This window comes from Amycolatopsis sp. NPDC006125 (assembly GCF_040614195.1).
GTDB lineage: Bacteria > Actinomycetota > Actinomycetes > Mycobacteriales > Pseudonocardiaceae > Amycolatopsis_E > Amycolatopsis_E tucumanensis.
This window is the reverse complement of the sequence record NZ_JBEXTZ010000056.1, coordinates 1-23,016: the sequence shown is the minus strand read 5'-3', so window position 1 is coordinate 23,016 and position 23,016 is coordinate 1. Positions and strand designations below refer to the sequence as shown.

The window sequence follows — 23,016 nt, the reverse complement described above, 5'->3', positions numbered from 1 at the left end:
GCTGCCAGTCGAGTGGCGCGGTCGCGCGTCGGAAGGGGTGGCGGCGGTGCTGGCCGCACTGCCCGGTAGGGCGGCGCGTGAGCTGCGGTCCGTCCTCCGCCCTCTGGACGAGCGTTACCTGGCGCGCGCGGTGGCTGATCCGGAGACGTATCGCGTGCGGGTGCTGCTCTTGTGACGCCTCAGGCCGCACCGCCGACGGCTGTCCACGGCGGCGACCCACGCGCCGCCCACGCCGGAACCCGATGGCCATGTCGCGCGTGGCCGGCCGCCTCAGTGCGGCCGCCGGGACGCCGGGGTCGCGAAACGGAGCCGGCTCCGCCGCGCTGGCCCGGACGCGGGCAGGGTCACCCGGCGCCCAACGGCAAGCGATCGGTCGCCCCGAGCCAGGTGTCCCGCCGGGGCCTCCTCGATCACGCCAAACCGGGCCGGATCAACCCCGTCTCGTAGGCCAGCACCACCGCCTGCACGCGGTCCCGCAGCCCGAGCTTCGCCAGGATCCGTCCCACGTGCGTCTTCACCGTCGCCTCGGAGAGGAACAGCTTTTCCGCTATCTCCACATTGGACAGGCCCTTCGCGATGAGCACCAGCACCTCCCGCTCCCGCTCGGTCAGCACGTTCAGCTCGGCCTCGTCGCGCAGGGGGCCGCCGCCGCTCATGAAACGGTCCAGCAGCCGCCGCGTCACCGACGGCGACACCACGGCGTCCCCGGACGCCACCGACCGCAGCGCCGACACCAGGTGGTCCGGCGGCGTGTCCTTCAGCAGGAACCCGCTGGCCCCGTTCTGCAATGCCGCGTACACGTACTCGTCCAGGTCGAACGTCGTCATCACCAGCACCCGCGATGTGCCGGCCTCGACGATCCGCTTCGTCGCCTCCACCCCGTCCATCACCGGCATCCGCACGTCCATCAACACGACGTCCGGCCGCAGCGAACCGGCCAGCGACACCGCGTCCGCGCCGTTGCCCGCCTCGCCGACCAGGTCGATGTCGTCCTGCGCGCCCAGCACCATGCGGAACCCGACCCGCATCAGCTCCTGGTCGTCGACCACCACCACGCGGATCACGGGTCGAGCCTCACCGGGAAGCTCGCGTGCACCCGCCAGCCACCGCCCGGCCGCGGCCCCACCTGCAAAATCCCGCCGAACAGGTGCGCCCGTTCGCGCATCCCGATCACCCCGTTGCCTCCCGGCAGGTCCGGCCCGGGCACCAGCTCCCGCGCCTTCCCGGCCCCGTCGTCCACGATCTCCACGTCCACCAGGTTCTCGGTCCGCCGCACCCGCACCTCCGCCCGGGCCCCCTGTCCGGCGTGCTTGAGCGTGTTGGTCAGCGACTCCTGCACGATCCGGTACACGCCGAGCGACACCCCGGCAGGCAGTTCGGCGAGCGACCCGTCGATCGACAACTCCACCGGCACCCCCGCGGTCCGCACCCGCTCCGCCAGGTCGGCCAGCGACTCCGCCGTCGGCTGCGGGATGCGCGGCTCCCCGGCCACCTCTTCGTTGCGCAGCACCTGCAGCAGCCGCCGCAGCTCGGTCAGCGCCTGCCTGCCCGTCTCGGAGATCGTGCGCACCGCCCGCTCGGCCAGCTCCGGGTTCGACCGCAGAGCGTAGGACGCCCCGTCGGCCTGCACCACGATCACGCTCACCGCGTGGGCGACCACGTCGTGCAGCTCCCGCGCGATCCGCCCGCGCTCCTCGGCCACCGCGATCCGCCCGGCCTGGTCGCGTTCGGTTTCCAGCAGGTGCAGCCGCGCCTCCATCTCCGCGTGGTAGGCCCGGCGCGCGCCGACGAACTCGCCGAGCACCCAGCACAACGCGAAGATCAGCCCGATGAACAGCAGCGGCGCCCAGCCCTGCGGCGACCAGCCGGCCCACATCTGCACCACGCTGATCACGGCCTGCGCGGCCAGGTACAGCGCGGCCTGCCGCCGCCCGACGTAGACGACCACCGTGTACAGCGCCACGCAGCTCGCCGTCGCGCTGCCGACCCCCAGCTCCAGCGCGCTGTGCGGCACTGTCATCAGCAGGATCACGTAGGCCGTGACCACCGGGTACTTCCGGCGGAACGCCACCGGTCCCACCATCGCGAGGTCCAGCGGGATCGCGACGTACCACCGCTGACCCTCGCTGGGCTCGGCCCGCGCGACCAGGAACAGCAGGTCCATGAGCAGCAGCAACACGGCGAGCAGGACGTCCCCGACCATCGGGTGCGTCCGCATCCACAAGCTCAGTCGCCGCACACCGTTCACCCTAGGTCGGCGGCGTTCCACTCCGCGTCATCCCGAGGTATCACCGCACGTGGGACTTCGGGCCGAGCTTCATGGCAGGATTCGGGGGCAAAACGCAGGCACCGGGAGGGGGCGACGTGACGGCGACGACGGATCAGGGCCGCCTGGCCGGTCCGCTGTCGGTGTCGGTGGCCAACCTCTGCCGCCGCCTGCAGCCGCAGGTTTCCGCCCGCACCGCCGCCGGGTTCGCCGAGGTGCTGCGCCGCCTCGGCGCGCCGCTGCAGGTCGCGGTCGCCGGGCGCATCAAGTCCGGCAAGTCGACGCTGGTCAACGCCCTGATCGGGCGGCGGGTCGCGCCGACCAACGTGGGCGAGTGCACCCGCCTGGTGACCCGTTTCCAGTACGGCACGGTCGACCGCATCGAAGTGGTCTTCGCCGGCGGGCACAAGCAGGTGCTGCCGTTCGCGCCGGACGGGTCCATCCCGGCCGAGCTGGGCGTGGACATCAGCAAGGTCTCGCACATCGAGGCGTACCTGACCAGCGCGGTCCTGCAGGAGATGACCGTGATCGACACCCCCGGCCTCGGTTCGCTGGACGCCGCGTCGGTGTCGCGCACCGAGCAGTTGCTGGGCGCGGCCCAGGCCGAAGAAGGCGGCGACGAGCTGGACGAGACCTCGCGCAACGCGGTTGCCGGCGCGGAGGCCGTCCTCTACGTCGTGACGCAGGGCGTGCGCGCGGACGACCAGCAGGCGCTCGCCGCGTTCACCGCCGCGACCGCGAGCCGCGAGGCGGGCCCGGTCAACGCGATCGCCGTGCTGAACAAGGCCGACACCATCCCGCCGGAGTCCGTCGAGGGTTCCGGCGGCGACGTGTGGCGGGCCGCGTCGATCCTCGCCGAGAAGCAGGGGCTGCTGCTCAAGCCGCGGGTCGCCGACGTGCTGCCGGTGATCGGGCTGATCGCCGAGTCCGCCGAGTCGGGCAACTTCACCTCCGCCGATGCCGACGCGCTGCGCCAGCTGGCCGCTCTGGACGACGCGACGCTGGAGACCATGCTGATGGCGGCCGACATCTTCACCAGCTGGGACTGCGACGTCCCGGCAGGCACCCGGCTGCGGCTGCTGGAGAAGCTCGACCTCTACGGCATTCGCCGCGCCATCGACGCGATCCGCGCCGACTCGACGATCACCGCGGGCGCCCTGCGCAGGCTGCTGCTCAGCGCCTCCGGTCTGGACGCCGTCCGCGCCCGGCTGAACACGGTCTTCGCCGCCCGCGCGGACGGGATCAAGGCCGCCGCCGCGCTCGCGTCGGTCACCGCGCTGGCGCACGCATCCGGTGACCCGGCCGAGCGGCAGCGCGTGCACGACGCCATCGAGGTGCTGCTCGCCAAGCCCGAGGCGCACCAGCTGCGGCTGCTGGAGGCGCTCACGCTGGTCGTGGCCGGCGCGGTCGACATGCCCGAGGACCTGGCCGAAGAGGTCCTGCGGGTGGGCAGCAACGCCGACATCGACGAGCAGCTGGGCCTGCCCGGCGCGTCCCGGCCGGAGCTCGCCGCGCACGCGCTGGAGCGCGCCGGCTGGTGGCGGTCGTTCGCGTCCTTCGGCGCGACGCCCGCGCAGAGCCGGGTCGCGCACGTCGTGCACCGGGCGTACTTCCTCATCTGGCAGCAGCTGAGATGAACGAGGGGTGGTGAGCGTGGCTTCCTGGTTCCGGCGCCGGTCCGCGGACGACTCCCCGACCGGGCAGATCCCCGGCGCGCAACTGGCGAAGATCATCGACGAAGTCGAGGGAACCACAGCGGCGCAACCCCCGTCCAACACCGATGTGAACCGTGTATCCGATCTGGCCGCCGCCGGCCCGGAAGCGCTGGAGCAGGCGCGGGCCGACCGGCAGGAGCTGATCCAGCTCTGCCTCTACGCCCTGGACCGGGCGCGCAGCGGGGGCGTGGTCGAGCGCCTCGAACAAGGGCTGGCTCGCGTCGGGGTGGAGGCGGTGCGGCCGGACGGGCAGCGGTTCGACCCGTCCGTGCACGAGGCGGGCGGCGCGATCAAGACCGACGACCCGGCGCTGGACGGCGTGGTCGCCGAGACCGAGGTCGTCGGGTTCACCGACGGCGGCCGCCTGCTGCGCGCGCCCGTCGTGACGGTCTACACGAAGCGCTAAGGTCCGGTCGTGACCGCTCCGCCGCTCTCGTCCCTGCCCAACCAGGTCAAGCAGGCCCGCGAAGCACTGCTGGCGCTGTTGCGGGAGAACGACCCGAAGGCGGCGGCGTGGGTCGAGGAGGTCCGCCGGTCGCGGCCGAAGAAGCCGCAGGTGGTGGTGGTCGGCGAGACCAACCGCGGCAAGAGTTCCCTGGTCAACGCGCTGCTGGCGACCCCAGGCCTGTCCCCGGTGGACGCCGACGTCGCCACCGCCGGCTACCTCGTCTTCGACCACGCCCCGGAGTGGGGCGCGCAGGCCTGCTACCCCGGTCAGCTCGCGCCGGTCGCCGTGCCGCTGCCTGAACTCGTTCGCTGGGTCTCGGCCGCGCACGAGCTGCCCGACGGCCAACTGCCGCCGCGGTACGTCGAGGTCACCGGTCCCGTCCCGATCCTGGAGCGAGTGTCGCTGGTGGACACCCCCGGGGTCGGCGGTCTCGATTCGATGCACGGCGAGCTGGCCGCCGAAGCCGCGGCGAACGCGACCGCGCTGCTGTTCGTCGTCGACGCGTCGGCCCCGTTCACCGCCGGTGAGCTGGAGTTCCTGCGCCGCGTCGGCGATCGCGTGGAGACCGTGGTGTTCGCACTGTCCAAAACGGACGCCTTCCGCGGCTGGCGCGAGGTGCTGGAGGCCGACCGGCGGCTGCTGGCCGAGCACGCGCCGCGCTTCGCCGACGCGGTGTTCCACCCGGTGTCGGCGCGGATGTTCGAGATGGCCGCGAAGGCGCCGAACGAGCAGGCCGCGGTGATGCTGCGGGAGCGGTCCGGTGTGATCGAACTGCAGGCCGCGCTGCAGGAACTCGTCGTCGGCCGGTCGGCGATGCTCGGCGAGGCGAACACGCTGCGGGCGCTGTCCAGCGCGCTCGGCGAGGTGCACGCCGGGCTGCTGGCCGAGCAGCGGGCCCTGTCCTCCGGCGAGGCCGAGGCGGAGCGGCTGCGTGAGCGGCGCGACGAGCTGGCGGCCGAGCGCAAGACGTCCACCCGCGGCTGGCAGCTCAAGCTGCGCGGCGAGATCCAGCGGGCCAGGGTCGACCTCGGCCACGAGACCAGCCGCCAGGTCCGGGACGCCCAGTCCTACTTCCGCGCGCAGATCGACAACGCCAAGCGCGACCAGCTGGCCCAGCTGCCGCAGCAGGTGGACGCGGCGCTGCAGATGATCTCCCAGCGCGTGTCGGCGACGATGGCGCAGCGGCTGAACCGGGTCACCGAGATCGCGCTGGCCGAGCTGTTCGCGTCGGAGGAGCTGGACGTGATCCGCTCGCAGTTCCTGCGCGCGGGCGGGCCGCAGGTGGTGCTGCGGCCGCCGGACCGCAAGCCGTCCACACCCGAGGACAAGCTGCTCATCTTCATGGGGATCTCCGGCGGGGTCGGGGCAGGCAAGATCGCCGCGCTGCCGCTGGCCGGGGTCGCCCTGCTCAACCCGGTCGTGTTGCCCGCGACGATCGTCGTCGGCCTCGGCGCGGGCTGGTGGATGGCCCGCACCCGGCGGCACGCGGCGGACAAGCAGCACCTCAAGCAGTGGCTGGTCGAGTCGATCGCCGAGGCGCGCTCGATCCTCGACCAGCTGGTCGCCGAGCAGCTCATCGAGGCCGAGCAGCAGCTGTCGCTGGCGCTCGACGAGGCGCTGTCCCGCCGGATCGACGCCATCGAGGCCGAGCTCAAGCAGGTCGACAAGTCGATCAAAATGGGCGCGCAGGAGCGGGCGAAGAAGCTGGCCGCGGTGAGCCGGAAGCTGAAGGAGACCGGTGACGGCCGTGATCGGGCCGAGACCCTGCTCGGGCGCATCCGCACCCTGCGTGAGCAGGCCTGAGAGGGTCGGTTGTGCCGGGGAACCGAACCGGCCTAACGTGAGTCAAAGCGTGTGACTTCATTGGTGTGAGATTGGGGAGTTCGGCGTGTGGATCGATGAGACCGGCGGGGTTGAGCCCACCGACGCCACGACCTCCGACGGTGACCTGGAGATCACGGTCGACGGGCAGACCTACACGGCCGAAGAGAACATGGACCTCAACCACGACGGGGTCAACGAGACGGTCCGCCTCGACAACGCCGACGGCACGATCACCGCGTACGTCGACACCGACGACGACGGGCGCGCCGACCAGTACGTGCACACCGACACCGAGGGCAACGTCGTCGACCTGGCCCGCTACGACGAGACCACCGGCGACTGGGTCGCCGACCACGACTCCGAGGCGGGCGAGCCGGACGCCACCGAGACCGGCCGCGCGGGCGAGATCACGGCGGACATGTCCGACGGCACCGTCGAGGTCGGCCCGGCCACTGTGGACAGCGACAACGACGGCACCGCCGACAGCGCGGTCGTGACCGACGACCAGGGCAACACGCGGGTCTTCACCGACGTCGACGGCGACGGCCAGGCCGACGTCCAGACGATCATCACGCCCGAGGGCGAGACGACCACGTACCAGCACACCGGCCCCGGCGAGTGGACCGAGACGACGAACGGTTTCACCGCCGAGGTGCCGCCGGACAGCGACCAGCTGTGGGGCGGCAGCGGCGCACAGGCCGTCGAAGGGGTCGCGAAGATCGACTCCGGCACCGGGCAGTGGATCTCCCAGAACTGACGGCCGCGGAACCGAACTTCCCTGAACTGACCGGTAACCACGGCGAAATCAGGCCCCGATCGTCCCTCGCGGACGGCGGGGCCTGATCGCGTTTCCGGGCAAATCACCCACCCCCGGATATCGGCGAGATCACGCGCAAGCCGAAGAACTTTCTCCGCTACGCCGGTTCAGCGATATCTGAATCGATTCCCTGATCGTTCTTGTGAGAGAACCGACAGGTCAGGCCTCGGTTACCGGCCGTCCATCCGGCTACCCTCGGGGAATCCCAGTATTTCCAGCACACCGGTAGGGCAGCCGGTGTGCGAAGCCATTCGGTCGCCGGCGACGGAGCGCTTCCCCGGACCACGTTCCGGGCGGGCGTTCCTGCCGTCGAAGTCAGGAGAAGGAATGACTGCAGTAGCCATCCCGGGACTGGACAAGGCGCCGACGTCGCACAGCGGTGTGCTTGCGTGGGTACGGGAGGTCGCCGAGCTGACCACCCCTGACCGAGTGGTGTGGTGCGACGGCTCCGACGAGGAGGCCGAGCGCATCAACAACGAGCTGGTCGAGGCCGGCACGTTCGTCCCGTTGAAGGCGAAGCCGAACTCCTTCTGGGCCGCCTCGGACCCGAGCGACGTCGCGCGGGTCGAGGAGCGGACCTTCATCTGCTCCGAGAACGAAGAGGACGCCGGGCCGACCAACAACTGGATGCACCCGGACGAGATGCGCGCCACCATGACCGAGCTCTACCGGGGCTGCATGCGTGGCCGGACGATGTACGTCATCCCGTTCTGCATGGGCCCGCTCGGCGACGAGAACCCGAAGCTGGGCATCGAGGTCACCGACTTCGCCTACGTCGTGGCGTCGATGCGGGTGATGACCCGCATGGGCACCAAGGCGCTGGAGAAGTTCGTCACCGACGACGGCACCGAGCGCGAGTTCGTGCCCGCTCTGCACTCGGTCGGCAAGCCGCTGGAGCCGGGCGAGAAGGACGTCGCCTGGCCGTGCAACGACACCAAGTACATCTCGCACTTCCCGGAGAGCCGGACGATCTGGAGCTACGGCTCGGGCTACGGCGGCAACTCGCTGCTGGGCAAGAAGTGCTACTCGCTGCGCATCGCCTCCGTCATGGCCCGTGACGAAGGCTGGCTCGCCGAGCACATGCTGATCCTCAAGCTGATCTCGCCGGAGAACAAGGCCTACTACGTGGCGGCCGCGTTCCCGAGCGCGTGCGGCAAGACCAACCTCGCGATGCTGCAGCCGACCATCCCGGGCTGGCGCGCCGAGACCATCGGTGACGACATCGCGTGGATGCGGTTCGGCGAGGACGGCCGCCTGTACGCGATCAACCCCGAGTTCGGCCTGTTCGGCGTCGCGCCGGGCACCGGTGTGAAGACCAACCCGGTGGCGATGAAGACCATCGAGGCCGGCAACACCGTCTTCACCAACGTCGCGCTGACCGACGACGGCGACGTGTGGTGGGAGGGCATGACCAAGGAGGCGCCGGCGCACCTCACCGATTGGAAGGGCCGCGACTGGACCCCCGAGTCGGACGAGCCCGCCGCGCACCCGAACTCGCGCTTCTGCACCCCGATCGCGCAGGTCCCGACGCTCGCGCCGGAGTGGGACGACCCGAAGGGCGTGCCGATCTCGGCGATCCTGTTCGGCGGCCGCCGCGCCACCACCGTCCCGCTGGTGACCGAGGCCCGCGACTGGCAGCACGGCGTGTTCATGGGCGCCACCATGTCGTCGGAGAAGACCGCGGCCGCGGCGGGCAAGGTCGGCGAGGTGCGCCGCGACCCGATGGCGATGCTGCCGTTCCTCGGCTACCACGCCGGCGCGTACTTCCAGCACTGGCTGGACACCGGCAAGAACGCCGACGCCGCCAAGCTGCCGAAGATCTTCTACGTCAACTGGTTCCGCCGCGGTGACGACAAGCGGTTCCTGTGGCCGGGCTTCGGCGAGAACTCGCGCGTGCTCAAGTGGATCGTCGAGCGCCTCGAGGGCAAGGCCGGCGCGGTCGAGACCCCGGTCGGCCTGGTGCCGCGCGCCGAGGACCTCGACCTGGACGGCATCGCCGAGCCGATCGAGGACGTCCAGGAGTCGCTCGCGGTCAAGCCGGAGGAGTGGCGCCAGGAGATCCCGCTGATCGAGGAGTGGTTCGCCAAGATCGGCGACCGGGTGCCCTCCAGCCTGCACGACGAGCTGGCGGCCCTGAAGCAGCGCCTCGGCTGAGTTTTTTCCGCCGCGCGAACGGCCATCCCCGGTTCCGGCCGGGGGTGGCCGTTTCGTCGTTTTCGGCTCTATGGTCGGAACATGCTGGGGATGCGCTTCGGTGTGAACATGATGGAGCCCGGATCGCGGGCGGAGTTCGTGGACAAGGTGCGGCGGGCGGAGGAGCTGGGCTTCGACGTCGTGACCGTGGCCGATCACCTGGGGATGCCGGCGCCGTTCCCGGCGCTGGTGCTCGCCGCGGAGGCCACGTCGACGGTGCGGCTGGGCACGTTCGTGCTCAACGCGCCCTTCTACCACCCCGCCGTGCTGGCGCGGGACGTCGCGACGACCGACCAGTACAGCGGCGGGCGGCTGGAGCTGGGTCTCGGCGCGGGGTACGTGCGCGAGGAGTTCGAGGCGGCCGGGCTGCCGTGGCCGGGGCGCCGGGTCGACCACGTCGAACGGACGGTCGTGGAGCTGCGCAAGCTGTTCGCCGACCCCGAGCACCAGCCGCGCCCGGCGCAGGACGGCGGGCCGCCGCTGATGCTGGGCGGCTGGGGCGACCGGATGCTGGCGCTGGCCGCGGAGTACGCGGACACGATCGCGCTGACCGGCGCGCCGACGGCGAAGGGCGGCGGACTGGTCGGCCTGGCCGGCGCGGACGCGTTCGCCGAGCGGGTGTCGTTCGTGCGGTCACGGCTGGGCGACCGCACGGCGGAGATCAACGTCCTGGTGCAACTGGTCGTGGTGACCGACGACCGCCGCGCCGCACTGGCCGACCTCCAGCGGTTCGCGCCGGAGATGAGCGTCGACGCGATCGGCGAGCTGCCGACGCTGCTGGTCGGTTCGGTGCCGGAGATCGTCGCGCAGATCGAGCGCATGCGGGAGCAGTTCGGGATCACCTACGTGTCGGTGCTGGAACGCAGCCTGGACGCGTTCGCCCCGGTGCTGGAGCAGCTGAAGTAGCCGCGAGCCCCACGCTCCGCGCCGCGAGTCCCACGCTCGGCGCCGCGAGTTCCGCGCTCCGCCGCGCGAGCCGCACGCTGGCGCCGGGCGGGTGATTCCGCGCTCAGGGTCGCAAGTCCGTGCTCCGCGCCGCGAGTTCCACGTTCAGCGCCGCGAGTTCCACGCTCCGCCGCGCGAGTCCCGCGCTGGGTGGCGTGAGTTCTGCGCCAAGTGCCGCGAGTTCCACCCTCGGCGCCGTGAGTTCCACGTTCCGGTGCGCGAGTTCGCCGTCAGCCGGTCGGTACGCCGGTGATCGCGTCGCGCAGGGCGTCCAGTGGGAGGCCGACCGCGTCCGCGAGTGCGACCACCGTGAAGAACGCAGGCGTCGGGATGCGGCCGGTCTCGATCTTGCGCAGCGTCTCGACCGAGACGCCGGCCTCCAGCGCCACCTCGGCCATGCTGCGGGAACCCCGCGCGGCTCGCAGTGCGGCACCGAGACGCTCGCCGCGTTCGCGTTCGGCTTCGGTCAGCGGGACTCGCACCATGTCCACAGTCTATCCGCCCACCTGTCCCCAGCCTGTGGACAACTCTGTGCACAGGCTGGGGACTACCAGAAGAAAGGGGGCGTGAAAACCGCCGGAACGGCAACTCTTCTGCTGTGTCGCACGTCTCACTCATACCAGTCGGAGAGGAGGCCGCCATGTTGCTGGCCGGCGGACTGATGTTCGTGTTGACCCTGGTCTACCTGGTGTTGTGCACCTGCACGGGCCGGTTCCGCGAACTGAAGGAAGAACTGAAGAACCCCGCCGAGAACGAGCCCGGCGGGGTCCTGAAGACCGAGAACTAGGCGGTCGGGTCGGGCAGCGGCATACCAGGCAGCGTCTGGTCCCGCGGCACCACCCCGTCCACGAGGAAGTCCTCCACAACCTTGTCCACCGCCGCGTTGCCCCCGGCGTAGATCCCGTGGTCACCCTCGCCGGTCACGGTGATCATCCGCGAGCCCTTGAACGCGCGGTGCGCGCGCTCGGCGCCCTCGATCGGCGTCGCCGGGTCGTGCGTCGACTGCACCATCAGCACCGGCGGGACGCCCCGCCCGTCCAGGACCGGAAGCGGCTCCGGCTTGTTGTTCCAGAAGATGCACGGCTGGATCAGCCACCCCCAGCCCAGCAGCGGGTACTGCGGCCCCAGCTGCGCCGACTGCCGCACCGCCGTGTTCCGGTTGCCGAACCACGGACCCTCGTTGCACGGGATCGTCCAGAAGCTCGCGTCGTAGGCGTCGTCGTAGTCGGTGGGCACCACCAGCGGCTGCGGGCCGACCGCGTCGGTCACCGCCTTCACCTGGTCCAGCAACGCGGTCTGCTGCTGGGCCGACGCCGTCCCCTGCGTCAGGTTCCGCACGTTGACCAGGTAGTCCGCCAGCTCCGGGAAGTACCGCTTGTTGTACAGCTCGGAGGCGATGAACGAGTCCAGCGCGTTGGCCGACAGCTTCGTCCCGTCGACCTCGACCGGGTTCTGCGTGAGGGCGTAGCGCACCTGCTCGTAGGTCTGCCGGGTCATCTCCGCGGTCGTGCCGAAGTGGTACAGGCTGTCGTATTTCGCCATCCACGGCAGGAAGTCCTCCCGCCAGCGCCGCTCGAAGCCCAGCGGCTGCCAGTCGAACGACTTCTGCCACGTCGTGGTGAACTCGGTGTTCGAGTCGAGCACGAACTTGCCGGTGCGGTCCGGGAAGGCCTGCGCGTAGTGCGCGCCCATCCAGGTGCCCGCCGAGTAGCCGACCCAGTTGATCTTCTGCCGCTTCAGCAGCACGCGCAGCAGGTCGAGGTCGTTGATCGTCTGCCGGGTGTTGATGAACGGCCCGAGGTCGCCGGACTTCACCTGGCACGAGTCGGCCGCGTACTCGGTGGCATCCAGGATCAGCTTCAGGTTCTCCCGGCTGCGGTCCCGCGGGTCGAGGTCGCTGCCGGTGCCGATCGCGCCGCCGCAGGTGATGTTCGTGCTCTTGCCGGTGCCGCGCGGGTCGAACCCGATGATGTCCTGGTGCTCACGCACCCGCGTCTGGTTGCGCAGCCGCGCCGGGAACATCCGGCCGGGAGCGCCCGGGCCGCCCGGGTTGACGAACGTGCTCTCCGTCGCCTCGCCGGTCGCCTTGAGCCTGCTGACCGCGATCGTCACGTCGATGCCCTGGTTCGGCGCCGACCAGTCCCGCGGCGAGAGGTAGGTGGCGCACTCAATGCCCTCGGCGCCGGGAGGCGGGGTCTGCCCCGACAGCTCGTCGGGCGTGCAGGTGTGCCAGTTCAACGTCTGGAGGGCGTAGCGATCCGGGATGCCGGCCGAGTTCAGTGCGGGCCCGGCCGGCGCCGCGATCGCTGGTGTGCCCGCCGCCAGCAGGGTGCCGGCCAGAGCCGGGATCACCACCGCCCAGCGCGTCCGTGTCATGCTCGCCCCTTCGTCACTAGCCGCAGCCGCGCGCATACCCCGCGGCGCGCCTATTCATATCGGCCGGGCCGGGGCCGGGCAACCTGCGTTCGTCGGGTGTTGCGCTGATCAAATCGATACTCGGGCACGCGTGACGGCGGGGAGGTCAGGACTTAAGGTCAACGCGGCCATTCCCCGTCCAAGTGAGGTCACATGTCTGGCAAAGCCGCCGGGAAGGTCACCGGGCTCCAGATCAGCCCGTGGAACCTGATCCTGCTGTTACCACTGCTGATGCTCGTCACGCCGTGGTTCAACTTCGACAAGCCGCGGTTGCTGGGACTGCCGTTCTTCTACTGGTACCAGTTCCTCTTCGTGTTCGTCGGTGTCGTATCCGTGGCGATCGTCTACGTGATGACCAAGGGGAAGCCGGTCGTGACGGGCAAGCCGGACCGGCTCGCGGCCGAAGAGCTGGACGAGGGTGAGAAGTGATGGCACTGGCGCAGGCGCCCGGCAGCGGGCTGCAGTGGGTGGAGCTGAGCGTTTTCGTCCTGCTGTTCCTGGTGGTCAGCGTGATGGGCTTCGTCGCGTCCCGGTGGCGCGCGGCGGCCTCGCTGGACCACCTCGACGAGTGGGGCCTCGGCGGCCGCAAGTTCGGCTCGTGGATCACCTGGTTCCTCGTCGGCGGTGACCTCTACACCGCCTACACGTTCGTCGCCGTGCCCGCGCTGGTGTTCGGCGCCGGCGCGCTGGGCTTCTACGCCCTGCCCTACACGGTGATCCTGTACCCGATCGTCTTCCTGCCCGCGCTGCGGATGTGGTCGGTGTCCCGCTCGCGCGGCTACGTGACGCCGGCCGACTTCGTGCGCGGCCGCTACGGCTCGCCGACGCTGGCGCTGCTGATCGCGATCACCGGCATCGTCGCGACCATGCCGTACATCGCGCTGCAGCTGGTCGGCCTGGAAGCGGTGCTGCGGACGATGGGCCTCAACGGCGGCGGCATCGCCGGTCACCTGCCGCTGCTGATCGCGTTCCTGGTGCTCGCGCTCTACACCTACCAGTCGGGCCTGCGCGCGCCCGCGCTGATCGCGTTCGTCAAGGACGGCCTGATCTACATCGTCATCCTGGTCGCGGTGTTCTACCTGCCGTCCAAGCTCGGCGGCTGGTCGCACATCTTCGACGTGAGCCAGCAGAAGCTGCAGACGCCGGACCCGAAGACGGGCAACCCGTCGGGCTCGATCCTGCTGACCGCGAACAACCAGCTGCAGTACATCACCCTGGCGCTGGGTTCGGCGCTGGCGCTGTTCCTGTACCCGCACTCGCTCACCGGCGTGCTCGCCTCGCGCGGCCGCAGCGTGATCAAGCGGAACATGATCGCGCTGCCCGCGTACTCGCTGCTGCTGGGCCTGCTCGCGCTGCTCGGCTACGTCGCGCTGACCGCGGGCGTCAAGCCGATCACCAACGCGGCCACCGGCAACGCCGACTCCAACACCGTGGTGCCGGTGCTGTTCGACACGCAGTTCCCGTCGTGGTTCGCGGGCGTGGCGTTCGCCGCGATCGGCATCGGCGCGCTGGTGCCCGCGGCGATCATGTCCATCGCCGCGGCGAACCTGTGGACCCGCAACATCTACAAGGAGTACCTGAAGCGGGACGCCACGCCGGCGCAGGAGGCCAAGCAGGCCAAGCTGGCGTCGCTGGTCGTGAAGTTCGGCGCGGTCGCGTTCATCCTGTTCATCGACCCGCAGTTCTCGATCGACCTGCAGCTCATCGGCGGTGTGCTGATCCTGCAGACCCTGCCCGCGGTGGCGATCGCGCTGTACACGCGGTGGCTGCACCGGTGGGGCCTGATCGCCGGCTGGATCGTCGGCATGGTGTGGGGCATCATCATGCTCTACGGCATCCCGAACCCGAAGACGGGCAAGGCGCACTTCGGCGGTTCCGCGCTCGCGCTGGACAAGCTGTCGATCTTCGGCTGGCACCCGTTCTCGGGCTCGATGGTCCAGATCTACCCCGGGTTCGTGGCGCTGATCGCGAACCTCGTGGTGGCCGTGATCGTCACGGTGATCGCCCGGAGCCTGAAGATCTTCAACGGCACCGACGACACCGAGGGCACCGACTACCACGCCGACGAGCACGACAAGGATCTACGCCCCATCGGCGCGGCGCACTAGGGAGGAAGAACGTGGACAGCCGGTTCGGTGTCACGGAGCTGGAAGACCTGCCCGAGGACCTGCGGGAGCGCATCGGCGTGATCGCGGAGAAGTCGGGGTTCGTGCCGAACGTCTTCCGCGCGCTGGGGCACCGGCCGGCTGAACTGCGTGCCTTCCTCGACTACCACGACGCGCTCATGGAACGCACCGACGGCCTGAGCAAGGCCGAGCGGGAGCTGGTCGTGGTGGCGACGTCGGGGGCGAACCACTGCACCTACTGCGTGGTCGCCCACGGCGCGATACTGCGGATCCGCGCGAAGGACCCGCAGCTGGCCGACCGGGTCGCCACCAACCCGTGGCAGGTCGAGCTGGACGAGCGGGGCCGCGCGATCGTCGACCTGGCGCTCGCGCTGGCCCGCAAGCCGGAACTGTTCGGGGAGGCCGACATCGAGGCAGCCCGCAAGGCCGGGCTGACCGAGGACGAGATCTGGGACGTCGGCGCGATCACCGCGTTGTTCGCGATGTCCAACCGGCTGGCGCACCTGACCGCGTTGCGGCCGAACCCCGAGTTCTACGCGATGGGCCGCGATCAGAAGCGGTAGAGCGACTCGTGCAGGTCGCGCTGGATCTCGTACTTGCGGAGCAGGCGGCCGAGCAGCCGGGCCCACCACTTCGCCGGGTGCCGGTAGGCGCGCACCCACAGCGGCGGGATGCGGTCCGGCACGCGCGGGTCGGCCTTCGGGCGGAACTTGTCGCCGGTGAGGACGACGGTCGGGTGCCCGCGCGGGCAGGCCGTGGTCACCGAGATGACGCCGGGCGTCAGGTTGTGCACCCACTCCACCTCGTCGATGCCCATCAGGGTCCGGGTGTCGCAGGTTTCGCAGTAGACGACGAACACGTGGTCACAACTCCCGCCGCCAGGTCTCGCCGACGAGGTCGTGCCCGAAGCTGTGGTGGGGTTGCGAGTCGACGAGTTCGAACCCCGCCCGCCGGTAGATGTGCCGCGCGGCGGCCAGGACGCTGTTGGTCCACAGCTCCATCGCGGTGTAGCCGTGCGCCCGCGCGAAGGCCAGGCACTCGTCCACCAGGCGCTTGCCGACGCCGCGGCCGCGGGCGTGCGGTTCGACGAGCAGCAGGCGCAGTTTCGCGGTCTTGTCGTCCGAGCCGCGGACGCAGAACACGGAGCCGACGCGCTCCCCGCCCAGCTCGGCGATCCACCCGGCCTCGCGCGCCGGGTCGTAGTGCTCGACGTAGTCGGCGATGATCCGGGCGACGAGGGCTTCGTAGGTGGCGTCCCAGCCGTACTCCTGTGCGTAGACCGCGCCGTTGCGCTGCACGACCCAGCCGAAGTCGCCGGGCCGGGGCGGGCGCAGCACGAGTGCCGGGGCGGGTTCGCGCTCGCCGACGAGGTGGCGGATGGTGCGCATCGACGTGACCAGGCGGTGCTGGTCGTCGTCGGTGAGGCGGCTGAGCAGCTTGCCGATCTGTTCGATGGTGCGGTCCTCGAGGACCTGCTGCTCGGCGCGGCCGGCTTCGGTGAGCCGGACGAGCTGGCGGCGGCCGTCGGTCTCGTGGCGCTCACGGACCAGCAGGCCGCGGCTTTCCAGACGTCCGAGCAGGCGGCTGGCGTACCCGGGGTCCAGATCGAGGCGGCGCCGCAGCTCGGCGACCTCGGTGACGCCCTCCTGCGCGAGCTCGTAGAGCACGCGGGCCTCGCCGAGGGAGTAGTCGCTGCCGACGAGGCCTTCTTCGAGGACCCCGATGAGGCCGGTGTAGAGCCGGTTGAAGGCGCGGACCTGGGTGATGCGGTCGAGCAGTGGCGGGCTGTTCATTGACCACCTCAAGAAACTCGTTGACTGAGTCAAACAGTACTCGGGTGGAGGTGGGCCGCAAGTGGTTTTTCGAGGTGGGAGCCCGGAAATTGGAAACCCCGTGATGCTGCCAGGTCGGGGGTCCGCCAGCATCACGGGGTCATCTGGGGTATCGCCACTTCCCCTGGTGGCGTTACAACCTGATCTATTTGTGGCCTAGCTCACGCGTCAGCGCAAGTTGGACTGACGCGCCTGGGCGATGGCGATCAGCTCCTGGCGGACCGTCACGGAACCGGCGGTGTCGATCGCGCGGCTCAGCGCCCGGCGGGTGCGCGCCTCGGCGCGGCGGGCTCGGAGCTTGGCGGCGATGTTGCTCATCGGTGTTCGCATCCCTCGTGCATCTCGGTGGCTGTGCTTCCAGTATGCACCTTTTTTCACAAGGTCGCCAACGATTATCCGGTGACCTAGGGCACTTGCCTACGAATCATCGGCAACAGCTCGATCTTGCGGAAGATCGCCATTTCTAGCTTGATCGCTAGAAAGCGGTAGAGACCGCCAGATGCGACTACGCAGATCGGCGCTGCGGATGACCTGGATCCGCCACGGCTCGAGCCGGAGCACGTGCAGCTTCGGGTCCGACGGCGACCGCCAGAACGCGCCGAGGTCGTACCCGGCGCCCCGCGGGCTGGTGTTGCGGTAGAGCCGCCACACGTGCGACTTCACGTCCACGTCGTCGACCCACTCGGCGACCGCCTCGACGGCGACCGAGTTGTTCCCCGGCTTCCAGTACGAGAACGAGGTGTGCGGGTTGCGGGCCAGGTGCGCGGCCTTGACCGGCGTCCGGTAGGTCGCCAGCCACCCGCGCGGCTGCCCGTCCACGTTCTCCCAGACCGGGATGAGGATCCGCGTGCGAGGCCGGTTCCGGGAGTCGACCGTGACCATCGTGGCGTACCCGATCGACCCGACGTAGGCGTTGAACTCGGCTTCGAGCTCGGCGAAGGAGGCGACGACGCGGCTCATCGGGCCACCCGCTTCCGCAACCCGGACGCGCTGATCACGGCGGCCACCGCGGCGGCCGCGATCGGCACCACCAGCGCGGACCGGTAGCCGTCGACCCCGCCGCTCGCCCCGGTGAGCACCGCCGTGCACGCCGCGAGCCCGAGCGCGGCGCCGAACTGGAAGGCGGTGTACAGCAGCCCGCCGGCCAGCCCCTGCTCGTGCTCGGCGACCCCGTCGGTGGCGACGATCGTCAGCGGGCCGTAGGCGAGCGCGAACGCCACCCCGAGCACGATCATCGTCGGGAACATCGCCAGGTAGACGGTGTCCGTGGAGATCGGCAGGAACAGGGCGTAGGACACCACGGCGAGCACGAGACCGGCCACGATGACCTTCGCGTTGCCGAACCGCTCGACCAAGCGCGGGGTCAGGGTCGGCGCGAGCACGGCGTCCGCGCCGATCGCCAGCATCGCGAGGCTGGTCTCCAGCGCACTCCACCCACGCAGCTCCTGCAGGTACAGCACGGCGATGAACTGGAACCCGAAGAAGGCCGCGGCGAACAGCAGACCCGCCAGGTTCGCGCGCACCAGCGCCCCGGACCGGAGCAGCCCCAGCCGGATCAGCGGCGCCGCGGACCGGCGCTCGACCAGGACGAACAGGGCCGCGAGCACGAGCCCGGCGGCGATGGTCGCGGTGGTCCAGCCCGCGGCGGAGTGCGCCGAGCGCTCGACACCCAGCACCAGCAGCACGATGGCGGCCGTGACGGTCACCGCGCCGAGCACGTCGACCCGCCGGTCCCGGGTGCGCTCCTGGGGAGTGGCGGGAATCAACGCGGCCCCCAGCAGCAGGATGACCAGCGCGAGGGCGGCGGGCACGAACAGCACCAGCCGCCAGTTCACGGCACTGAGCAGCCCGCCGAGCACCAGGCCGAGCGAGAAACCGCCCGCGGCCGTCCCGGAGTAGACCAGCAGCGCCCGGTTGCGCTGCGGGCCCTCCTCGAAGCCGGTGGTGATGATCGACAGTCCGGCCGGGGTCATCACCGCGGCGGCGACACCCGCGACGAACCGCGCGACGATGAGCAGCCAGCCCTCCCCGGCGAGCCCGCCGACGGCGGAGACGACCAGGAACACGGCGAGCCAGACCAGGAACATCCGGCGCCTGCCGAACAGGTCCGCGGCCCGGCCGCCGGCGAGCATGAACCCGCCGTAGCCGAGCACGTAGGCGCTGACCACCCACTGCAGCTCGCCGGTGGACAGGCCGAGATCGGCGCGGATGGCGGGCAGCGCGACGTTCAGCATCGCGACGTCGATGCCCTCCAGGAAGATCGCGCCGCACAGGACGAACAGCGTTCCCCAGGTTCGTGGAGTGAAGCGCGGTGGCGCTCCGGCGGTGGTGGACACGAGATCCGCTCCCAAGGTTTCGATTGGTAACAGACGAATCTTGTGTGACCATGGACAACTGTGGAAGACGGCACTTCAAAGGCACTCGGTTACTGCACGGGAACCGAGGACGACGAGGTCATCCAGTGGGACACCCGCGCGGACTGCGACGTCCGGCGCATCCTCGACCGGATCGCGGACAAGTGGTCCCTGCTCGTGATCGCGCTGCTCGACCGCCGGACGATGCGGTTCTCCGAGCTGCGGCGGGCGATCGACGGGGTCAGCCAGCGGATGCTCACCGTGACGCTGCGGCACCTGGAGCGGGACGGGATCATCAGCCGGACGGTCTACCCGGTGGTGCCGCCGCGCGTCGACTACGAGCTGACCCCGCTGGGCATTTCGCTGCACCAGGTCATCAAGTCGCTGGTGACGTGGACCGAGGAGCACCAGCGGGAGATCGCCGCGGCGCACGAGGCCTACGACCGGCGGGTCGCCGAGGAGGAGCGGGAACTGCTTCAGTCCACGGCGCGGCTGAGCAGGTAGTGCCCGAAGTGCGGCACGGTGAAGGCGATGTGCCCGCGCTCCGCGGAGTACACCAGCCCCTTCTTCATCAGCGAGTCCCGCGCCGGGGACAGTGACGAGGGCTTGCGGCCAAGGTAGACCGCCACGTCGGAGGTGCCTGCGCTCTCGTCCCGGCCCTGGGTCAGCTCCGCCATCGCCCGCAGGTACTCGCGCTCGGCGGGCGTGGCGCGTTCGTAGCGGGAGCCGAAGAAGCCGACCGCCAGTTCCTGCTCGGCCTCCGGCGCGGCGACCTGCACGTCCTGCACCGTGATCGGGTCGTCCGGCGCCGCGTCCCAGGCCGCTTTCGCGTAGGCCTGGATGAAGTACGGGTATCCGCCGGAGGCGTCGAACAACGCGTCCAGCGCCTCGGGCTCGATGCCGGCGTCCTCCCGCTCGATCGGCGCCAGCACGGCCCGGTCGGCCTCTTCCCGGTTCAGCCGGTCGATGCGCACGTACCGGAACAGCCGCTCCGAGTAGGACTTCGACGCCGACAGCACCGCGGGCACGTGCGGCAGCCCCGCCCCGACCACCACCAGCGGCGCGCCCGACTGGGACAGCTCGTGGCACGCCGCGCACAACGCCGACACATCGTCCGGCTGCAGGTCCTGGATCTCGTCGATCAGCAGCGCCACGCCGGTGCCGACGTCCGCGGCCAGCTCGGCGACGTCGGTGAACAGCTCGACCAGGTCGATCTCGATGTCACCGGAGTCGGCGCGGCCCTGCGCGGCGGGCACGTCGATGCCCGGCTGCCACCGGTCCCGCAGCTTCGCGTCCGCCTTGTTCGACCGCAGGGCGAACGCCTTCAGCACGGCGAGGACCTCTTCGACCCGGTCCGGCGCCCGGTGCCGCACCGCCAGGTCGCGGATCGCGCGGTGCAGCGCCGCCGACAGCGGCCGCCGCAGCTCCGCGTCCGGGCGCGCCTCGATCTTGCCCGCGCCCCACTTGTGCTTCACGGCCATCGACCGCAGCTCGCCGAGCAGCACGGTCTTGCCGACGCCCCGCAGGCCGGTCAGCACGAGACTGCGTTCCGGACGGCCACGGGCGACCCGCTGCAGCACCACCTCGAACGCGGTCAGCTCGCGTTCACGGCCCGCCAGCTCCGGCGGCCGCTGTCCCGCGCCCGGCGCGAACGGGTTGCGGATCGGGTCCACTCTGCCAACGTATCGGCGCGTCTAGTGCGACCCCGATATTTGCGGAGATTCCGCTACCGGCGTGTCGCTACCTTTTTATAGGGATAACTAGCGTGCGAACTAGAAAACGTTAGGGATGAAGAGACGCGGGAATGGGTAGATCCTCGACGTGACATGTCGCATCCGAGGAAGGCGAGGATCGTGATCTTGCGTCGACTGGCCCGCCCCATGCTGGCGAGCATCTTCATCTACGGCGGCATCAACGCCCTGAAGCAGGCCGAGGGGCACGCGGAGGCGGCCAAACCCGTGCTCGACAAGGTCGGCGAGCAGCAGGACAAGCTGCCCGACGCGCTCCCGACCGACCCGGTGAGCCTGGTCAAGATCGACGCGGGGGTGAAGATCGCGGCCGGGACCCTGTTCGCGCTCGGCAAGTTCCCGCGGCTGTCCGCGCTGGCGCTGGTCGGCAGCCTGGTGCCGACGACCGTCGCCGGCCACCCGTTCTGGGAGGCCAAGGACCCGCAGCAGAAGCAGGACCAGCTGATCCACCTGCTCAAGAACGCCGGACTGGCCGGTGGCCTGCTGATCGCGGCCGCCGACACCGAGGGCAAGCCGTCGCTGGGCTGGCGCGCCCGCCGCGCCGCCGACAAGGCGAGCAAGCAGGCCCACAAGGCGACCGAGAGGGCGAGCAAGCAGGCGCACAAGGCGTCGAAGCAGATCCAGTCGACGGCCGCGTCCGCCCGCGACGTCCTGCCGGTCTAACCGAGCAGGCGGATCACCAGGTCCCGGCGGCTGCGCACGCCGACCTTGTCGAACACGGCCTTGAGGTGGTCTTGCACGGTGTGCGCGGAGATGTGCAGCCGGTCGCTGATCGCGCGGGTCGGCAGGCCACGCAGGACGAGCGTGGCGACGTCGGCCTCGCGCGTGGTCAGCCCGTGCGCGGCCAGCACCAGCGGAGCCGCCGCGCGCGCGTCGGCCGGTTCGACCACGACGGCCAGCTGCCGGGTGCCGGTGAGCCGCGAGGCGTGCAGCGTGAGCCACGAGCCGTCGGCGCCACGCACCCGGACACTCGGCACGGCACTACCGGACCGCAGCGCGGCGGCGACCGCGTACACCGGCAGGGGCAGCGGAACGCCTGGCGGGAGCAGGGACAACAGGTGCTCGGCGTCGGGGGTGAGCGAGACGAGCCGAAGGTCGTCGGTCAGCAGCACCACTCCCGGCCGGTGGTCCGCGGCGGCCGGGCCGTCCACGAGAGCCGCGGTGCGGATGGCGTGCGCGAGATGAGGGGCGAGACGGGCGAGCGCGGTCTTCTCGGTCGCGGTGAAGCCGAGCAGGCCGTCCTCGCGGTGCAGGCAGAGGTAGCCCCAGCAGCGGCCGCCGGTCACGAGCGCCGCACGCATCTCGTCGCCGAGCCCGAGCGGGCGCATGATCTCGCGGTAGCGCTCGCTGGCCCAGCGGTCCCGCCCGGTGGCGCCGTCCAGGGTGGCGACCGGCCTGCCGGAGGTGACCAGCCCGGCGAAGGTGTTCACGTCGCCGCCGCCGAACTCGTTGTCCAGGAACAACGGCGCCGCGGTGTCCAGCGGCGGGTCCGGCCAGGCGCCGGTGAACAGCAGCGTCTCGGGATCGGCGGTCGCGAAGAACGTCGCGTCCGAGGGCACCACGCGGCGCAGGGCCCGCAGCACCTCCCGCCGGACGCCGGTGGTGTCCAGGCCGCTGTGCGACAGGCGGATCACGTCGTGCTCGGCGCGGACCGCACTGGGCGATCGCCGCATGTGCCCAGTGTGCGCCCCCGCCGTGCCCCGCGGAAATCCCAGACGCGTGGGATGGTCCCGGGGTCATCGCCGCCGCAGCATCACCGCATGACCACTGACCAGCTCAGCAGCAACAAGCAACTCGTCGAGGACTTCATCCAGGACCTGTTCACCAAGGGCGACCTCGGCGCCGTCGACCGCTACCTCGACCCCGCGTTCGTCAACCACGACCCGCCGTTCCCGGGCATCCCGGACGGGCCCGACGGCATGCGCCAGGCCGCCGCGACGATGCGCCAGGCCATGCCCGACTGGCGCAGCGAAGTCGAGCGGCTCGTCGCCGAAGACGACATCGTCGTGGAGGTGTTCACCGCCCGCGGCACCCACCAGGGCAAGCTGATGGGCGTGCCGGGCACCGGCCGCACGATCACCCTGCGCGGGATCAACGTCTTCCGCGTGCAGGGCGATCGCATCGTCGAGCGCTGGGGCAGGCTCGACCAGCTCGGCCTGCTCCAGCAGCTCGGGCTCGTGCCATGACAATCGGCCTGCGTTGCGGTGCGGGTGGCGGGACCTCGTGAGAGGACGCCCGCCCGTCGCCCACCACCCTCAACCGACGCGCTCCGCGCGGCTGAGCCAACTCAGAACCCGCGGCGGTGCCGGCTGCTGGCCCACAGCAACCGGCAC

24 protein-coding genes are annotated in these 23,016 nt (G+C 70.7%); 13 read left to right on the top strand and 11 right to left on the bottom strand.

The window, feature by feature from the left end:
* Window positions 1–410 precede the first annotated feature (410 nt).
* Together ABZ193_RS26140 and ABZ193_RS26135 are read right to left on the bottom strand one after the other, a co-directional pair.
* The gene (locus ABZ193_RS26140) at window positions 411–1,064 is read right to left on the bottom strand and encodes a response regulator transcription factor (RefSeq protein WP_020422271.1); all 654 of its coding nucleotides are present in this window, start codon (window positions 1,062–1,064) and stop codon (window positions 411–413) included.
* Window positions 1,061–2,203 carry a sensor histidine kinase gene (locus tag ABZ193_RS26135; RefSeq protein ID WP_237335921.1) on the bottom strand — a complete coding sequence of 381 codons (1,143 nt, stop codon included), beginning with the start codon at window positions 2,201–2,203 and terminating at the stop codon, window positions 1,061–1,063. Before ABZ193_RS26135 ends, ABZ193_RS26140 begins: the two co-directional genes overlap by 4 nt.
* A gap of 116 nt (window positions 2,204–2,319) precedes the next feature.
* On the opposite strand from ABZ193_RS26135, the gene ABZ193_RS26130 reads away from it, so the two are divergent.
* From ABZ193_RS26130 to ABZ193_RS26105, 6 genes are all read left to right on the top strand, one after another.
* A complete protein-coding gene (locus tag ABZ193_RS26130; protein WP_354711811.1) occupies window positions 2,320–3,903 on the top strand; it encodes a dynamin family protein in 1,584 nt (527 codons plus the stop codon).
* Between the two features lie 7 nt (window positions 3,904–3,910).
* On the top strand, window positions 3,911–4,387 hold the full coding sequence (gene grpE, locus ABZ193_RS26125; RefSeq protein ID WP_020422268.1) for a nucleotide exchange factor GrpE: 477 nt from the start codon (window positions 3,911–3,913) through the stop codon (window positions 4,385–4,387).
* A 9-nt stretch (window positions 4,388–4,396) separates the two neighbouring features.
* Window positions 4,397–6,232, top strand: a complete 1,836-nt coding sequence (locus tag ABZ193_RS26120) for a dynamin family protein (protein ID WP_354711810.1) — start codon at window positions 4,397–4,399, stop codon at window positions 6,230–6,232.
* A gap of 85 nt (window positions 6,233–6,317) precedes the next feature.
* Window positions 6,318–7,010 (top strand): MSCRAMM family adhesin SdrC, encoded by a 693-nt coding sequence (locus ABZ193_RS26115; RefSeq protein ID WP_237335893.1) that lies wholly within the window; start codon window positions 6,318–6,320, stop codon window positions 7,008–7,010.
* A gap of 387 nt (window positions 7,011–7,397) precedes the next feature.
* Window positions 7,398–9,224 (top strand): phosphoenolpyruvate carboxykinase (GTP), encoded by a 1,827-nt coding sequence (locus tag ABZ193_RS26110; protein ID WP_027936490.1) that lies wholly within the window; start codon window positions 7,398–7,400, stop codon window positions 9,222–9,224.
* Between the two features lie 81 nt (window positions 9,225–9,305).
* A complete protein-coding gene (locus ABZ193_RS26105; protein WP_354711809.1) occupies window positions 9,306–10,169 on the top strand; it encodes an LLM class F420-dependent oxidoreductase in 864 nt (287 codons plus the stop codon).
* Between the two features lie 269 nt (window positions 10,170–10,438).
* Here the strand turns inward: ABZ193_RS26105 and ABZ193_RS26100 are convergent, their stop codons facing one another.
* Window positions 10,439–10,693 (bottom strand): helix-turn-helix transcriptional regulator, encoded by a 255-nt coding sequence (locus ABZ193_RS26100; RefSeq protein WP_020422263.1) that lies wholly within the window; start codon window positions 10,691–10,693, stop codon window positions 10,439–10,441.
* A 155-nt stretch (window positions 10,694–10,848) separates the two neighbouring features.
* Between ABZ193_RS26100 and ABZ193_RS26095 the strand changes: the two genes are divergently transcribed.
* Complete coding sequence (locus tag ABZ193_RS26095; protein WP_020422262.1) at window positions 10,849–10,995, top strand: hypothetical protein; 147 nt, start codon at window positions 10,849–10,851, stop codon at window positions 10,993–10,995.
* Here ABZ193_RS26095 and ABZ193_RS26090 read toward each other — a convergent pair.
* Window positions 10,992–12,584 (bottom strand): alpha/beta hydrolase, encoded by a 1,593-nt coding sequence (locus ABZ193_RS26090; RefSeq protein ID WP_237335895.1) that lies wholly within the window; start codon window positions 12,582–12,584, stop codon window positions 10,992–10,994. The genes ABZ193_RS26095 and ABZ193_RS26090 overlap by 4 nt on opposite strands.
* 192 nt (window positions 12,585–12,776) lie before the next feature.
* Here ABZ193_RS26090 and ABZ193_RS26085 point away from each other — a divergent pair, with 192 nt between their 5' ends.
* The 3 genes from ABZ193_RS26085 to ABZ193_RS26075 are packed head-to-tail and all read left to right on the top strand — an operon-like array spanning window position 12,777 to window position 15,312.
* A complete protein-coding gene (locus ABZ193_RS26085) occupies window positions 12,777–13,052 on the top strand; it encodes a DUF3311 domain-containing protein (RefSeq protein WP_020422260.1) in 276 nt (91 codons plus the stop codon).
* A complete protein-coding gene (gene mctP / locus ABZ193_RS26080) occupies window positions 13,052–14,731 on the top strand; it encodes a monocarboxylate uptake permease MctP (RefSeq protein WP_237335896.1) in 1,680 nt (559 codons plus the stop codon). The genes ABZ193_RS26085 and mctP overlap by 1 nt, the downstream gene beginning before the upstream one ends.
* A gap of 11 nt (window positions 14,732–14,742) precedes the next feature.
* Window positions 14,743–15,312, top strand: coding sequence for a peroxidase-related enzyme (locus ABZ193_RS26075; RefSeq protein WP_020422258.1), 570 nt, complete (start codon window positions 14,743–14,745; stop codon window positions 15,310–15,312).
* Here the strand turns inward: ABZ193_RS26075 and ABZ193_RS26070 are convergent.
* The 5 genes from ABZ193_RS26070 to ABZ193_RS26050 form a co-directional block, all read right to left on the bottom strand.
* Complete coding sequence (locus ABZ193_RS26070; protein WP_020422257.1) at window positions 15,300–15,608, bottom strand: hypothetical protein; 309 nt, start codon at window positions 15,606–15,608, stop codon at window positions 15,300–15,302. The two genes, ABZ193_RS26075 and ABZ193_RS26070, sit on opposite strands and share 13 nt — an antisense overlap.
* A 4-nt stretch (window positions 15,609–15,612) precedes the next feature.
* Window positions 15,613–16,542, bottom strand: a complete 930-nt coding sequence (locus ABZ193_RS26065) for a bifunctional helix-turn-helix transcriptional regulator/GNAT family N-acetyltransferase (RefSeq protein WP_020422256.1) — start codon at window positions 16,540–16,542, stop codon at window positions 15,613–15,615.
* Between the two features lie 207 nt (window positions 16,543–16,749).
* Window positions 16,750–16,899, bottom strand: coding sequence for a hypothetical protein (locus tag ABZ193_RS26060; RefSeq protein WP_017985832.1), 150 nt, complete (start codon window positions 16,897–16,899; stop codon window positions 16,750–16,752).
* A 99-nt stretch (window positions 16,900–16,998) separates the two neighbouring features.
* Window positions 16,999–17,541 (bottom strand): pyridoxamine 5'-phosphate oxidase family protein, encoded by a 543-nt coding sequence (locus tag ABZ193_RS26055; RefSeq protein WP_354711806.1) that lies wholly within the window; start codon window positions 17,539–17,541, stop codon window positions 16,999–17,001.
* Window positions 17,538–18,917 carry an MFS transporter gene (locus tag ABZ193_RS26050; protein WP_237335898.1) on the bottom strand — a complete coding sequence of 460 codons (1,380 nt, stop codon included), beginning with the start codon at window positions 18,915–18,917 and terminating at the stop codon, window positions 17,538–17,540. Before ABZ193_RS26050 ends, ABZ193_RS26055 begins: the two co-directional genes overlap by 4 nt.
* A 60-nt stretch (window positions 18,918–18,977) precedes the next feature.
* On the opposite strand from ABZ193_RS26050, the gene ABZ193_RS26045 reads away from it, so the two are divergent.
* Window positions 18,978–19,439: a helix-turn-helix domain-containing protein gene (locus ABZ193_RS26045; protein ID WP_237335899.1), complete on the top strand. Its 462-nt coding sequence runs from the start codon at window positions 18,978–18,980 to the stop codon at window positions 19,437–19,439.
* Here ABZ193_RS26045 and ABZ193_RS26040 read toward each other — a convergent pair.
* Window positions 19,412–20,608 (bottom strand): ATP-binding protein, encoded by a 1,197-nt coding sequence (locus tag ABZ193_RS26040; protein WP_354711805.1) that lies wholly within the window; start codon window positions 20,606–20,608, stop codon window positions 19,412–19,414. The genes ABZ193_RS26045 and ABZ193_RS26040 overlap by 28 nt on opposite strands.
* Window positions 20,609–20,815: 207 nt before the next feature.
* Here ABZ193_RS26040 and ABZ193_RS26035 point away from each other — a divergent pair, with 207 nt between their 5' ends.
* Entirely contained in the window at window positions 20,816–21,346 is a 531-nt protein-coding gene (locus ABZ193_RS26035; protein WP_020422251.1) for a DoxX family protein, read from the top strand.
* On the opposite strand, the gene ABZ193_RS26030 is transcribed toward ABZ193_RS26035, so the two are convergent.
* The gene (locus ABZ193_RS26030; protein ID WP_237335901.1) at window positions 21,343–22,356 is read right to left on the bottom strand and encodes a LuxR C-terminal-related transcriptional regulator; all 1,014 of its coding nucleotides are present in this window, start codon (window positions 22,354–22,356) and stop codon (window positions 21,343–21,345) included. The genes ABZ193_RS26035 and ABZ193_RS26030 overlap by 4 nt on opposite strands.
* Window positions 22,357–22,443: 87 nt before the next feature.
* Between ABZ193_RS26030 and ABZ193_RS26025 the strand changes: the two genes are divergently transcribed.
* Complete coding sequence (locus ABZ193_RS26025) at window positions 22,444–22,869, top strand: ester cyclase (RefSeq protein ID WP_237335902.1); 426 nt, start codon at window positions 22,444–22,446, stop codon at window positions 22,867–22,869.
* The last annotated feature ends 147 nt before the right edge of the window (window positions 22,870–23,016 follow it).